The following is a 13,669-nucleotide window of genomic DNA, read 5'->3' on the forward strand; positions in this document are numbered from 1 at the left end:
TTCGTTCGAACGAACGGGGGAACGAATGGACGCTCGAACCGACCTACGCGACCTGAAGGCGACCGTCGAGGCACTCGACCGCGGCGAGACCAGCTCCACGGACCTCGTCCGTGCGAGCCTCGACCGGATCGACGAATCGCAACCGCACCTGAACGCCTTCCGCGTCGTGCGCCGCACCGCCGCGCTCGACGAGGCCCGCGAGGCCGACCGGCGCCGCGCGAGCGGCGAACGCCTGCCCCTGCTGGGCGTCCCCATCGCGATCAAGGACGACACCGATATCGTCGGCGAGACGACGATGTTCGGTTGCGCCGGCACCTTCACCCCGAAGGACACCGACGCCGAGGTCGTCCGTCGCCTGCGGGCCGCCGGCGCGGTGATCGTCGGCAAGACACACTCCCCCGAACTCGGCCAGTGGCCGCTCACCGGCGGCGACGCCTTCGGGCACACCCGCAGTGCGTGGTCGCGCGAGCACACCCCCGGCGGCTCGTCGGGCGGCAGCGCCGCGGCGGTCGCTGCGGGACTCGTGCCGGCGGCCCTGGGATCCGACGGCGCCGGATCGGTCCGCATCCCCGCCTCGTGGTCCAATCTCGTCGGCATCAAGCCGCAACGCGGCCGCATCTCCATGTGGCCGGACGCCGAATCCTTCAACGGACTCACCACGCACGGCCCGCTCGCCCGCACGGTCGCCGACGCAGCCCTGCTCCTCGACGTCGTGTCCGGGAACCACCCCGGCGACCGGCACACGTGCGCGCCGCTCACCGTCTCCGATGCCGTGGGACGAGACCCGGGTAAGCTGAACATCGCTCTGTCGCTGAAGATTCCGTTCACCGCGACACCCACCCGCCTCGACGCCCGCGTCCGTACCCGCATCGCTGCCCTCGCCGCAGTGCTGCGCGATCTCGGTCACGAGGTGACCCTCGCCGATCCCGACTACGGAATGATGTTCGGCCTCGCCTTCCTCCCGCGATCGATGGCCGGTATCGAGGACTGGCTGCACCGCCTGCCCGACCCGTCCCTCGCCGACGTGCGCACCCGCGCGAACGCCCGCACCGGCCGGTTCCTGCACGGTTATCCGTTGCGGGCGGCGCGCGCGGTCGAACCGCGACTGCACCGCAGGGTCGGCCGCATCTTCGACCGGTTCGACGTCGTGCTCGCCCCCACCACCGCCACACCGCCGCTGCCGGTGACGGCGATCGACGGCATCGGCGGCTGGGCGACCGACAAGGTCATCACCGGCGCATGCCCCTATGCATGGCCGTGGAACGTGCTGGGCTGGCCCGCGATCAACGTCCCTGCGGGATTCACCGAGGAGCGGCTTCCGGTGGGCGCCCAACTGCTCGGCCCGGAGAACTCCGAACCGATGCTGGTGTCCCTCGCCTCCCAACTGGAGTCGGTGCTGCGCTGGCACGAACACACTCCGGAGCAATGGTGGTGACCACGCGCGACGACGCCCGTGCGCGGATCGTCCACGCCACCCTCTTTCTCGTCGGCACCGACGGGGTCGCCGGGGTGACCAACCGGCGCATCGCGGCGCGCGCCGAGGTGTCACTGGGTTCGATCACCTACCACTTCCCCACCCAGGCCGACCTGCTGCGCGCCGCGCTCGAGTTCTTCGTCGACGAGGAGACGGAGCGGTTGCGAGAACTCGCCGAACAGTATCGATCCCGGGCCCTGTCGCTGTCCGAGGCCGCCGAACTCACCGAACGCGTCGCTCACGACCTGACCTTCACGGCCGAACGCATCGCCCCGTTCGAGCTGTACGTCCAGGCGGGGCGCGACGAGGACCTGCGGCGGGTCGCCGAGCGCTGCTGGCGCGCCTACGACACGTTGACCGTCTCCGTTCTCTCGGCCCTGGGGGTGCCGGAGCCGGAGACGATCGCCCCCACGGTCGTCGCGACCATCACCGGGCTGCAACTGCGCCGCCTGTCGACGGGTACGGAGCCGGATCTGTCGGAGGCCGTCCTGCTGTTGCTGCACGGCGCGGCTGCCACCCGTCGCTGAGCACCCCTCGCTCGCCGCTCGCGCCGTGACGACGCGTTCACATCCGCGTCCGCGACGAAACACCACCGTTACGAATTGTGCACTGTGCACAGTCCTTTCCCGTCTCAGGTGGTCTGTCGGCCGCTTGCCGAGACCTGTCCGACTCTTCAAGATCGACTGCGTTCCGGCCGACGACGGCGGTGCCGCCCATCGATGTCGCGGCGCCCTTCGATCCGTCCACGGTCGTCGCCCGCCGCATGTTCACACGTCGAGGAGTCTCCCGTGACCGTCGCGCACATCGTCTTCCTGCTCGGACTGGTCGGCCTGATCGTCGCCATGGCACTACGCAAGAACGTCCTGATCCCGGCCGTCGCAGCCACTTTCGCCACCGCCCTCGCCTACGACGGCAATGTCGCCTCCGCCGTCATGGCGGTCTTCCGCGCCACACTCACCGCCGGTGGTGCCCTCTTCGAGATCTTCGTCGTCATCGCCGCCGTGACATCGATGCTCGCGGCGATGCGCACCATCGGCGCCGACGAACTCATGGTGCGTCCCTTCGGGCGCTGGATGATCAACGGCCGCGTCGCCTACGTCGTGCTGTTCGTCGTCACCTACCTGCTGTCGCTGTTCTTCTGGCCCACACCCGCTCTCGCGCTCATCGGCGCCGTGCTGCTCCCGGCGGCGATCAAGGCCGGGTTGCCGCCCCTCGGCGCCGCACTCGCCCTCGCGATCTCCGGACAGGGCATGGCCCTCGCATCCGACTACGTCATCGGTCTCGCACCGTCGATCTCCGCGAGCGGCGCAGGTGTGCCGGCCGACGAGATCGCCGACCGCGCACTGGTCCTGTCCCTCATCGTGGGTCTGACGGCGGCCGTACTCGCCTGGTTCCTCACCATCCGCAAGGAGATCGTCCGCCACTCCGCGAATCTCGTGTGTCCGACGGATGATTCGGGCACCGGCGGCCCGGCTTCCGGACGTCCGGCAGCGCGCCCGAACGGAGACCTCCCGACCGCCGGGCCCGATCACACCGAGACCGATCACACCGCACCGGTGAGCACCGTGGCCGACGTCGACCTGCCCGGAACTCTCGCGCCGGTCCTCACCCGCCCGGCCCGCGCACGTGCCTGGGCGATCGCGGTTCCCGCAACCTTCGGCCTGGTACTCGTCTACATGATGCTGGGGCGCTTCACCGATCTCGTGCCGTGGTCGGACGGCGCCGGCGCCTCGCTCGTCGGCGGCACCGCGCTCGTTCTCATGGCCGCCGTGACCCTGACGACGCGACCGGCCGACACCCTCGAACACTGCGCCACCCATTTCGTCGACGGACTGGTCTACGCGTTCAAGGCCATGGGAATCATCCTGCCGGTGGCCGGATTCGTATATCTCGGGATCCCCGACTACTCGGGTTCGATCCTGGGACTCGAGGACGGCACCGGACCGGCCTTCCTGTTCGACACCGTCGAGAGCATTCAGAGCTACATCCCCGACAACGGCCTCTTCGCCGCGTTCAGCATGCTCCTCATCGGCATGCTCATCGGCCTGGACGGCTCCGGCTGGGCCGGTCTGCCGCTCACCGGCGGTATCGCCGCCGCGCTCGCCCCGCAGGCCGGCATGGACACCGCGACCCTCGCCGCCCTCGCGCAGAACGCCGCGACCTGGACCGGCGGCGGCACCCTCGTCATCTGGTCGTCGCTGATCGTCGTTGCGGGCTTCTGCCGTGTCCCGGTCGGAGATCTCGTGCGACGACTCGCGATCCCGGTGGCGAGCGGACTGCTCGTCGCCGCCGTCGCAGCGGTGGTGATCTGGTGACCACCGCATCTACACCGAACCCCTTCGAGGAGAGGACCCCCGTGGACGAATCCGGTTTCCGTTACGACCCGCGGCGCTGCGCCCTGATCGTCGTCGACATGCAGAACGACTTCTGTTCCCCGGACGGCGCTCTCGCCGGTTGCGGCTTCGACGTCTCCGCCGCCGTCGCCATGACACCGCGGCTGGCGGAACTGATCGACCGCGCCCGCCGCAGGGACGTGCCCGTCGTGTGGGTCCGCACGGAACACGACGAGACCACCGACACGCCCCAGTGGCTGGGCCGCGTCGGCGGCGGTCCCGGCACGGCACGGACCGGCCTGACCTGCCGGCCCGGAACCCCCGGAGCGGAGTTCTACGGGGTCCGTCCGGAGCCGGGGGAACCGGTGATCGTCAAACACCGCTTCAGCGCGTTCGTCGGCACCGACCTCGACAGCGTCCTGCGGTCACGAGGCATCGAATCGTTGTTGTTCACCGGTGTCGCCACCGAGATCTGCGTCGAGTCGAGCCTGCGCAGCGGGCTGTTCCACGAGTACTGGGTCTCGCTCGTCGAGGATTGCGCCGCGTCCTACAGCCCCGCGGCGCACGCCGCCTCGGTCGCGGTGGTCGCGCAGAACTTCGGGACCGTGGTGACCGCGGACGACCTCGCGTCGATGTGGGTCGCCCGGCCGATCACCGCCTCCGCCCCGTAGGGGCCCGGCGTCAGAATCCCAGACGGCCCAGCTGTTTGGGATCGCGCTGCCAGTCCTTCGCGACCTTCACGTGCAGGTCGAGGTAGATCTTCACGCCGAGGAGCTTCTCGATCTGGGTGCGCGCGGCGGTGCCCACCTCGCGCAGCCGCGCGCCACCCTTGCCGATGACGATGCCCTTCTGGCTCGGCCGCTCGACGTAGAGCAGGGCGTGCACGTCGAGCATCTCGCCCTGCTTCTCGGTGCGCCCCTCGCGTTCGGTGATCTCCTCGATCACGACGGCGAGGGAGTGCGGCAGTTCGTCGCCGAGACCTTCGAGGGCTGCCTCGCGGATGAGCTCGGCCATGAGGGTCTCCTCGGGCTCGTCGGTGAGCTCGCCGTCGGGATAGAAGGCCGGTCCGGGCTCCATGTGCGAGACGAGGACATCGATGAGGACCTCGACCTGCTCACCCGAGGTCGCGGAGACGGGCACGACGTCGCAGTCCTCGCCGAGGAGCTTCGAGACGGCGAGCAACTGCGCGGCGACCTGCTGCTTGCCCACCTTGTCGATCTTCGTGACGATGCCGACCACCGGTGTCTTCGGCGCCATGTGACGCACCTGCTCGAGGATCCAGCGGTCGCCGGGGCCGATCTTCTCGTCGGCGGGGAAGCACATGCCGATCGCGTCGACCTCGGAGTAGGTGTCCTGCACCAGATCGTTCAGCCGCTGGCCGAGCAGCGTGCGGGGGCGGTGCAGTCCCGGGGTGTCCACCAGGATGAGCTGGGCGTTGTCGCGGTGGACGATGCCGCGGATGGTGTGGCGGGTCGTCTGCGGACGCGACGAGGTGATCGCGATCTTGCTGCCGACGAGCGCATTCGTGAGCGTCGACTTCCCGGTGTTGGGCCGGCCGACGAAACAGATGAAGCCGGAACGGAAGTCGGTGTCGGTCATGCATGCTCCTCGGTGGTGGCCGTATCGGTATCGGTGGGTTCTTCTTCGGGTGTGGCGCGCTGCACGAAGACGGTGCTCACGCGCACCCGTCCGCGGACGTCCGGGCCGCCCTCGCCGCGGAGCAGCAGGCCGTGGGTCCGGACCTCCGCACCCGGCAGCGGAACTCGGCCGAGTTCGTAGCCGAGGAGTCCGCCGACGGTGTCGACCTCGTCGTCCTCGATGTCGATGTCGAACAGTTCGCCGAGGTCCTCGACGGGCAGTCGCGCGGAGACCCGGTAGGTGTCGTCGTCGAGTTCCTCGACGTCGGGGATCTCCCCGGTGTCGTACTCGTCGGCGATCTCGCCGACGATCTCCTCGATGACGTCCTCGATCGTCACGAGCCCGGCGATGCCGCCGTACTCGTCGACGAGGACCGCCATGTGGTTACGGTCGCGCTGCATGTCGGCGAGCAGGTCGTCGAGACGCTTCGAATCCGGTACGAAGACCGCCGGCCGCATGACGTCGGCGACGGAGACGCTGCGTCCGCCGTCGCGGTGGTAGTAGGTCTGCTGGACGAGATCCTTGAGGTAGACGACACCGCGGATGTCGTCGACGTTCTCGCCGATCACCGGGATCCGGGAGTGCCCGCTGCGCACGGCGAGCGAGGTGGCCTGACCGGCGGTCTTGGTCTCCTCGATCCACACCATCTCGGGACGCGGAACCATGATCTCGCGGGCGGTGGTATCGCCGAAGTCGAACACCGACTGGATCATCCGGCGTTCCTCGTCGGCCACGACCCCGCTCTCCTGAGCGAGATCGACCAGTTCGCGCAGCTCGATCTCGTTGGAGAACGGGCCGTTCCGGAAACCGCGACCGGGCGTGACGGCATTGCCGACGCTGATGAGGATCCGGCTGATCGGACCGAGCAGGACACCGAGGATCCGCAACGGTCCGGTGGCGGCGAGCGCGATCGGGTACGCGTGCTGGCGTCCGAGCGTGCGCGGGCTGACACCGATGACGACGTAGTCGACGATGACCATCACCGCGGCACCCACGACGAGCGCCCACGTGCGGTCGAGCACGGCGAGCAGCGCACCGACGAGGACGACGGTGGCGGTGATCTCGCAGAGGATGCGCAGCAACACCGTCAGATTGACGTAGCGGGGCCGGTCGTCGAGCAGACCGAGCAACCGGCGCGCACTGGGGCGGCCCTCTTTCGCGAGTTCCTCGGCGCGTGCCGCGGATACGGTGTTGAGCGCGGAATCGACGGCGGCGAACAGGCCGCCGAGCACCACCAGGACGACCGCCAGGACGACGAGGGGCACGGTACTCACGCGATCGTCACTCCCTCGATCGGTGCCGTCCGATCACGATGGCTCGTACTGTCGCCGCTCATGATTCGGGGGTGTCGACGAAACCGGCCTTGCCCAGCAACTTCCGGTCGCGGGCGGCGAGCTGCGCCTCGTGCTCGGCGCGGCGGATCTCCTCGTACCACTCGGCGAGGAGCTGGTTCTGCAGGCCGAACATCTCCTTCTCCTCCTCCGGTTCGGCGTGGTCGTAGCCGAGGAGGTGGAGCATGCCGTGCACGGTGAGCAGGGCGAGTTCGTGGGCCACCGGGTGACCGGCTTTCGCGGCCTGGTCGGCGGCGAACTGCGGGCACAGCACGATGTCGCCGAGCATCGACGGTCCCGGTTCGGGAGCGTCGGGACGCCCGCCGGGCTCGAGTTCGTCCATGGGGAACGACATCACGTCGGTGGGGCCGGGAAGGTCCATCCACCGCACGTGCAGATCGGCCATGGTGTCGAGGTCCACGAGCACCATCGACAACTCCGCCGCCGGATGCACATCCATCCGGGCGATCACGAAACGGGCGACGTCGAGGAGTTCCTCCTCCGAGACGTCCATTCCCGATTCGTTCGAGATCTCGATGCTCATGACTGGAGTTCCTTCTGCACGACGGTATTCGGTTGATCTACAAGGGTGTTCATCGACGCTGCACCCGCTGCGCGCGACGCTGGGCACGGTTGCCGGGGATCCCGTCGCCGTCGCGGGTGGCCTCGAAACGGCTGTAGGCGTCGACGATGTCGGAGACGAGCCGGTGCCGCACGACGTCGCTGCTGTCGAGTCGCGCGATGTGGATGTCGTCGATGCCGTCGAGGATCTCGGTAGCGGCGGCGAGACCCGAACGGGCACCGCCGGGCAGGTCGATCTGCGTGATGTCGCCCGTCACGACGATCTTGGAATTGAAGCCCAGACGCGTGAGGAACATCTTCATCTGTTCGGCGGTGGTGTTCTGCGCCTCGTCGAGGATGATGAACGCATCGTTCAGGGTGCGGCCACGCATGTACGCCAGGGGCGCGACCTCGATGACCCCGGCCTGCATGAGCTTCGGGATCGCCTCGGGATCCATCATGTCGTGCAGCGCGTCGTGCAGTGGACGCAGATACGGGTCGATCTTCTCGTGCAGGGTGCCAGGCAGGAAGCCGAGCCGCTCCCCTGCCTCGACGGCGGGACGCGTGAGGATGATGCGGTTGACCTGCTTGGTCTGCAGCGCCTGCACGGCCTTCGCCATGGCGAGATAGGTCTTGCCCGTACCGGCCGGTCCGACACCGAAGACGATGGTGTGGGCATCGATCGCGTCGACGTACCGCTTCTGGTTCAAGGTCTTGGGCCGGATCGTCTTCCCGCGCCGCGACAGGATGTCGAGGCTGAGCACGTCGGCCGGCGACTCGGAGAGCCCCTGGGTGAGCATGCCCACGGTGCGACGCACGGCGTCGGGGGCGAGCGCTTGTCCGCGACGGACGATGGTGACGAGTTCGGCGAGCGCGCGTTCGGCGAGTGCGACGTCGGCGGGCGCTCCGGTCAGCGTGACGGTGTTGCCCCGCACGTGGATGTCCGCCGCCAGGAGGGCTTCGAGGGCGATCAGATTCTCGTCCGCGGCTCCGAGCAGGGGCGCAGCGGCCTCCGAGGGGAGGTCGAGGCTCGATCTCACCGTGGTCGGTTCGAATTCGGCGGGCTCGTGGGGTCGGTCTGGTTCACTCACGTGGACGGTACGTCCTGCTTTCGGTTCGGCTCCTGCACGACGGTCGTCGTGTTCGTGCCAGTCTAGCGCCGGACGGGGCGTACCCTCCCGCAACAGCGCGTTTCACCGGGGTTCGGTTCCGCCGCCGCGGGGGTGGCCTCCGCGAGCCACCGCCGTGCCTCGGCGAGGATCCCGGGCGCCCGGTCGGGTGAGACGCCGGCGAGCACGAGGTTGCCCAGGACGATGGTGTCGCCCGAGTCGTCCACGAGCCCGAGATTGGCCTGCTCGAGGGTGGCCATCGTCAGGCCCTCCATCATCCCCACGAGCACGGGCGCCGGAAGGTAGTCGGAGAACTGTCCCTGGGCGAGTCCGCGCTCGACGTGCCCGAGGACACGCGAGCGCACCGGGGAGACGAGTTCGGCGATGCGCTGCTCTCCCATCTCCTTGCGCGCGAACGAGAGCAGCACGCGGTAGCGGTCGCCGATGGGCCAGGTCCGCAGCCCCACGACCGCGAGCGCGACCGCGGGATCGTCCGGCTCTGGGTGATCGAGAGCATCGGCGAGAGCGGTCGAGGCGTCGTCGACGATCCCCTCGACGAGAGCTTCCCGGTTGGGGAAGTGCGCGTAGACGGTGCGGCGGACGACGCCCGCAGCCTTGGCGACGTCGTCCATGCTCGCGTCGGAGTCGGCAGCGAAGCACATCACCGCAGCGTCGAGTATGCGCATGCGGTTCGCATTGAATCGGGTGCGCGGTCGTGTGACCGAGTTCTCCACGTTCTCGTCCTGTTCGCCGACTGTGATCTGTCTTTCATTTTAGTTGCACACGAATGTGCAGCTGCGTAACTTGCACACCACCGTGTAGATCGGGGCTCCGGTCCCGGCCCGTGTCGCACCCGAGGAGAACCCATGACCACTGCCGTCACCCCCGCAGGAGGGACCGCAGCGAAGGAACCCTATCGGCTGCGCTGGGCAGGACTCGCGGTGCTGTGCCTGAGCCTCCTCATCGTCGTGATGGCCAACACCTCACTGATCGTCGCCGCCCCCGGGATGCTGCGCGACCTGCAGCTCACCAGCGCCGACATGCAGTGGATCATCGACGGCTACACCGTCCCCTACGCCGCGCTGATGCTGCTGTTCGGTGTGCTCGGCGATCGCTACGGGCGACGCCGCGCGTTGCTGGCAGGCCTGATCGCCTTCGCCGCCGGCGCGGTCTACGGATCGTTCGCCGACAGCGCCGGTGACGTGATCGTCGCGCGCATCGTCATGGGTGTGGGCGCCGCCGTGATCATGCCCGCGACGCTGTCGCTGCTCGTCGCGATGTTCCCCGTGCACGAGCGTGCCCGTGCGATCGCGGCCTGGGCGGCTACGTCCGGGCTCGCGATCGCACTGGGCCCCCTGCTCGCCGGATGGCTCCTCGAATCGAACTCGTGGGGTTCGACCTTCCTCATCAACGTGCCGATCGCGGCGCTCGCCGCCATCGCGGCCCTGATCCTCGTACCGGCGTCGAAGGCGGACGATCTCACCCGCACCGACTGGGTCGGCGGTGCCCTGTCGGTCGCTGCTCTCGGCGGAATCGTCTACACCATCATCGAGGGATTCCACTTCGGTTGGGGTACCGGGGTGATCGCCACCTCGATCGGCTCGGTGGTCGCCGCCGTCCTGTTCGTGGGGTGGGAACTTCGCCACCCCCGGCCGCTGCTGGACGTGCGCCGGGTCGCGGACCGGACCGTCGGCGGCGCCTGCATGTCGGTGCTGCTGCTCTTCCTCGTCGCCTTCGGCGCCATCTACTTCGTCGCGCAGCAGTTCCAATTCGTGCTCGGTTACGGCCCGCTCGAGACCGGACTGCGCCTGCTTCCCCTCGCGGCGACGGTCTCACTCGGCGCCGCACTGAGCGGCCGGCTCGCACCCCGACTCGGTGCGCGGATCCTCGTGGGCGCGGGCATGATCGCCGCTGCGGCAGGCATCCTCACGCTGACCGTCACGGACGGCGCCTCCGGCTTCACGCCCTTCCTGATCTCGCTGCTGCTGCTGGGATTGGGCATCGGTCTGGCCACACCCCCGTCCACCGACCTGATCATGGGCGGCTTCCCCGACTCGGATCTCGGAGCCGCGGGCGGATTGAACGACACCGCAGTGGAATTCGGCGGTTCGCTGGGTATCGCCGTGCTCGGTTCGATCCTCGCGACCACCTACCACCGCGAGATCTCCGGCTTCCTCGACGGACTGCCGTTGGCGAACCTGCCGGGCCCGATGGCCGATCAGGCCGCGATGGCGATCGAAGCGGCCGGCGATTCGGTGGGCGGAGCGGCGATCGTCGCGGAGGAACTCGCGGCGAACCCGTTCGCGGCGTCGTATGCACAACCGCTGCTCGACGCGTCGTCCGCAGCCTTCGCCCAGGCGATCTCGTCCGCGAGTCTCGTCGCCGGCATCGTCCTGCTGGTCGGCGCCGCAGCGGTCACCGCGCTACTCCCCCGCGGACTCCACACGCGCGCCCGCAGCGAAGCCCAGATCGGCAGCTGAACGGGCGGTGAGCAGGTCGAGCGATCGTTCCCAGGCGCGGGTGGTCCGGTTCAGGAAAGCGACGTGATCCTCGCCGTCGAACAGTTCCAGCAACACCGGATCCCCCGCCGCGTCGGCCGCGTCGACGTAACGGTGCGCGACGCTCACCGGCACCTGTTCGTCGGCGGTGCCGTGCAGCACCGCGACCGGCACACCGATCGGCGGGCGGTGCGTCGGTGAGGCCGACCGGTAACGCTCGGGCGCATCCGCGTAGGACACACCGAAGAGCGCCTCGAACGCCTCCACGCGACGACCACGCTCACCGGCCGTGACGAGGTCGAGCGCACCCGCCTGCGAGACCACGAATTCCGGTCGCACCGACGTGCTCTCACCCGCGAGCCACACCGCCAGCTGGCCTCCCGCCGAGTGACCGACGAGCCGCACACGGTCGGGATCGACCTCGACACCGCCGCGCTGCGCATGCGGAACCACCTCGGTGAAGATCGTCTCGTACGCCGCGACCACATCGGCGGACATCTCGTCCCACGCGCCACCGGCCTCGAGACGTCGGTACTCGACGTTCCACGCCACCACACCGCGACGCGCGAGTTCCACGGAAAGCGCCGTGCCGAGGGTTAGCTGGTAGCGGCCGTGCCACGAACCGCCGTGGACGACCATCGCGACGGGAACGGGCCCCGTCACCGTCGCGGGGTCGGGCAGGAAGACGTGCCCGAACTGCTGCGAGTGGGTGCCGTAGGCAATCTTCGTACGAGCCAAGAGAATTCCTTCGGTACAGATGGTCGGGACCCGCAAGCGATCCCTAGTGCAAGGGCCGAGCACGCCACCGGTCGGTCAGCACACCGATCGCGCCGAGTGCCACGGCCGCCGCGGTCGAGGTGCGCAGCACCGTGGGGCCGAGGCCGACGGCCACCGCGCCCGCATCGACGAGGGTCTCGACCTCCGCGTCGTCGAGTCCCCCTTCGGGACCGACGATCAACGTCAACGAATCGGCATCGCGCACCGGCAGATCAGCGAAGGGGATGGTGGCGGATTCGTGGAGCACCGCGACGACGTCGCCGCGCTCGACGGCCGACCGGACCCGGGCGACGACCTCGGGCGTGCGGTGCAACCCCGCGACCGTCGGCACGTGCGCGCGCCGCGACTGCTTCGCCGCGGCGGTCGCGACCGCCTGCCACTTGGCAACACCCTTGTCCGCCTTGGCATCCCACCGCGCGACGCACCGCGCCGACTGCCACGGCACGAACTCGTCGGCACCGGCCTCGGTGGCCAGCTCGACGGCGAGTTCGGACCGGTCGGACTTCGGCAGCGCCTGCACGACGGTCACGCTCGGACGCGGCGGGTCGACGACGCGACGATCGAGCACGAGCGCTTCGAGCCGGTCCTTCGCCACCGCCGTGACCTCGACGTCGGCGACCTGCCCGGCACCGTCGGACAACACGAGCCGCTCGCCGACCGCGATGCGACGCACCGTCGCGGCGTGCCGGCCCTCCTTGCCGTCGAGGACGGCCGTGCGCCCCTCGTCGGGCAGCGGGTCGAGGTAGAACAGTGTCGCGGCCACCCGAGCGACCTAGCGGGCGCTGAACGCGTCGCGCAGGCGCGAGAACAGACCGCCGGTGTTCTGCGAACCCGTGGTCACGACCTCGACGTGCTCCCGGTCGCTGTGCCGACGCAGGTCCTCGAGCAGCTTCGTCTGCTTGTGATCGAGCTTGCTCGGCACCACGACCTCGAGGTGCGCGTGCAGATCGCCACGGGTACCCGAGCGCAGCTTCGGCATGCCGTGGCCGCGCAGGACCGAGACCGAACCGGGCTGGGTGCCGGGATCGATGGTGATCTCGGTGGGACCGTCGAGGATGGTCTCGACGGTCACTTTGGTGCCGAGCGCAGCGTCGACCATGGGCACGCGGATGGTGCAGTGCAGGTCGTCGCCGTCGCGCACGAAGACCTCGTGCTGCTGTTCGAGCACCTCGACGTAGAGATCGCCGGCGGGGCCGCCGCCGGGGCCGACCTCGCCCTGGGCCGCGAGGCGGATGCGCATCCCGTTGCCGACACCGGCGGGCACCTTGACGGTGATCTCGCGGCGGGCACGCACGCGGCCGTCGCCGCCGCACTTGCGGCAGGGATCCGGGATCGTCTCGCCGACACCGCGGCAGGTGGGGCACGGCCGGGACGTCATGACCTGGCCGAGGAACGAACGCTGGACGGACTGGACCTCACCGGCACCGCCGCACGTCTCGCAGCGCACGGGCTTCGAGTCTCCGTGGGTACCGGAACCGGTGCACGCGTCGCACAGGATCGCGGTGTCGACAGTGACCGTCTTGGTGACGCCGCGGGCGCATTCCTCGAGGGTCAGGCGGGTCCGGAGCAGCGAGTCGGCGCCGGGCTGGACTCGGCCGCGCGGACCGCGGGAACCGCCGGCGCCGCCACCGAAGAACGCCTCGAAGACGTCGCCGAGGCCGCCACCGAATCCGGCACCGCCGAAGCCGCCCGCACCGCCGCCACCGGGTTCGAGCGGGTCGCCGCCGAGGTCGACGATGCGTCGCTTCTCGGGATCCGACAGCACCTCGTAGGCGGCCGAGATCTCCTGGAAACGCTTCTGCGCCGACTCGTCGGGGTTCACATCCGGGTGGTGCTCGCGCGCCAACTTGCGGTACGCCCGTTTGATCTCCTGGTCGGTCGCGTTCTTGGACACGCCGAGCGTCCCGTAGTAGTCCCGTGCCACGTTTGGTTCTCGTCCTTACGTCGT

General features: G+C 69.4%; 13 protein-coding genes. 5 read left to right on the forward strand and 8 right to left on the reverse strand.

Features of this window, described 5'->3' with window-relative positions; translation table 11 throughout:
* Positions 1–25: 25 nt before the first annotated feature.
* The 4 genes from U9J23_RS15070 to U9J23_RS15085 all read left to right on the forward strand — a co-directional run bounded on the left by U9J23_RS15070 (position 26) and on the right by U9J23_RS15085 (position 4,478).
* Positions 26–1,435, forward strand: coding sequence for an amidase (locus tag U9J23_RS15070; RefSeq protein ID WP_145708028.1), 1,410 nt, complete (start codon positions 26–28; stop codon positions 1,433–1,435).
* On the forward strand, positions 1,426–2,001 hold the full coding sequence (locus U9J23_RS15075; protein ID WP_085468430.1) for a TetR/AcrR family transcriptional regulator: 576 nt from the start codon (positions 1,426–1,428) through the stop codon (positions 1,999–2,001). The genes U9J23_RS15070 and U9J23_RS15075 overlap by 10 nt, the downstream gene beginning before the upstream one ends.
* 261 nt (positions 2,002–2,262) lie before the next feature.
* The gene (locus tag U9J23_RS15080) at positions 2,263–3,789 is read left to right on the forward strand and encodes a permease (RefSeq protein WP_143533341.1); all 1,527 of its coding nucleotides are present in this window, start codon (positions 2,263–2,265) and stop codon (positions 3,787–3,789) included.
* Positions 3,790–3,830: 41 nt separating this feature from the next.
* Positions 3,831–4,478, forward strand: a complete 648-nt coding sequence (locus U9J23_RS15085; RefSeq protein WP_179161725.1) for a cysteine hydrolase family protein — start codon at positions 3,831–3,833, stop codon at positions 4,476–4,478.
* 10 nt (positions 4,479–4,488) lie between these two features.
* Here U9J23_RS15085 and era read toward each other — a convergent pair whose 3' ends face one another.
* From era to U9J23_RS15110, 5 genes are all read right to left on the reverse strand, one after another.
* A complete protein-coding gene (gene era, locus U9J23_RS15090; protein WP_059380837.1) occupies positions 4,489–5,406 on the reverse strand; it encodes a GTPase Era in 918 nt (305 codons plus the stop codon).
* The gene (locus tag U9J23_RS15095; protein ID WP_059380836.1) at positions 5,403–6,719 is read right to left on the reverse strand and encodes a hemolysin family protein; all 1,317 of its coding nucleotides are present in this window, start codon (positions 6,717–6,719) and stop codon (positions 5,403–5,405) included. Before U9J23_RS15095 ends, era begins: the two co-directional genes overlap by 4 nt.
* A 58-nt stretch (positions 6,720–6,777) precedes the next feature.
* A complete protein-coding gene (gene ybeY / locus U9J23_RS15100) occupies positions 6,778–7,320 on the reverse strand; it encodes an rRNA maturation RNase YbeY (protein ID WP_059380835.1) in 543 nt (180 codons plus the stop codon).
* Positions 7,321–7,369: 49 nt separating this feature from the next.
* Positions 7,370–8,428, reverse strand: coding sequence for a PhoH family protein (locus tag U9J23_RS15105; protein WP_326598638.1), 1,059 nt, complete (start codon positions 8,426–8,428; stop codon positions 7,370–7,372).
* A gap of 62 nt (positions 8,429–8,490) precedes the next feature.
* Positions 8,491–9,132 carry a TetR/AcrR family transcriptional regulator gene (locus tag U9J23_RS15110; protein WP_326598640.1) on the reverse strand — a complete coding sequence of 214 codons (642 nt, stop codon included), beginning with the start codon at positions 9,130–9,132 and terminating at the stop codon, positions 8,491–8,493.
* 180 nt (positions 9,133–9,312) lie between these two features.
* Here U9J23_RS15110 and U9J23_RS15115 point away from each other — a divergent pair, with 180 nt between their 5' ends.
* Entirely contained in the window at positions 9,313–10,926 is a 1,614-nt protein-coding gene (locus U9J23_RS15115; RefSeq protein ID WP_106199350.1) for an MFS transporter, read from the forward strand.
* On the opposite strand, the gene U9J23_RS15120 is transcribed toward U9J23_RS15115, so the two are convergent.
* From U9J23_RS15120 to dnaJ, 3 genes are read right to left on the reverse strand one after another with little or no spacing between them, the layout of a single operon-like run.
* A complete protein-coding gene (locus tag U9J23_RS15120; protein ID WP_059380832.1) occupies positions 10,870–11,682 on the reverse strand; it encodes an alpha/beta hydrolase family protein in 813 nt (270 codons plus the stop codon). The genes U9J23_RS15115 and U9J23_RS15120 overlap by 57 nt on opposite strands.
* 43 nt (positions 11,683–11,725) lie before the next feature.
* Positions 11,726–12,484 carry a 16S rRNA (uracil(1498)-N(3))-methyltransferase gene (locus U9J23_RS15125; RefSeq protein WP_059380831.1) on the reverse strand — a complete coding sequence of 253 codons (759 nt, stop codon included), beginning with the start codon at positions 12,482–12,484 and terminating at the stop codon, positions 11,726–11,728.
* A 9-nt stretch (positions 12,485–12,493) separates the two neighbouring features.
* Positions 12,494–13,645 carry a molecular chaperone DnaJ gene (gene dnaJ, locus U9J23_RS15130; protein ID WP_059380830.1) on the reverse strand — a complete coding sequence of 384 codons (1,152 nt, stop codon included), beginning with the start codon at positions 13,643–13,645 and terminating at the stop codon, positions 12,494–12,496.
* Positions 13,646–13,669: the final 24 nt, after the last annotated feature.

Origin of the sequence: Rhodococcus sp. PD04 (assembly GCF_035918275.1) — a bacterium.
Lineage (GTDB): Bacteria > Actinomycetota > Actinomycetes > Mycobacteriales > Mycobacteriaceae > Rhodococcus > Rhodococcus rhodochrous.

Bases quoted from the DNA above. Each gene is read 5' to 3' on its own strand.
- U9J23_RS15075 (WP_085468430.1), top strand. From the start codon at position 1,426: ATGGTGGTGACCACGCGCGACGACGCCCGTGCGCGGATCGTCCACGCC.
- U9J23_RS15115 (WP_106199350.1), top strand. From the start codon at position 9,313: ATGACCACTGCCGTCACCCCCGCAGGAGGGACCGCAGCGAAGGAACCC.
- U9J23_RS15070 (WP_145708028.1), top strand. From the start codon at position 26: ATGGACGCTCGAACCGACCTACGCGACCTGAAGGCGACCGTCGAGGCA.
- U9J23_RS15110 (WP_326598640.1), bottom strand. From the start codon at position 9,132: ATGCGCATACTCGACGCTGCGGTGATGTGCTTCGCTGCCGACTCCGAC.
- ybeY (WP_059380835.1), bottom strand. From the start codon at position 7,320: ATGAGCATCGAGATCTCGAACGAATCGGGAATGGACGTCTCGGAGGAG.
- era (WP_059380837.1), bottom strand. From the start codon at position 5,406: ATGACCGACACCGACTTCCGTTCCGGCTTCATCTGTTTCGTCGGCCGG.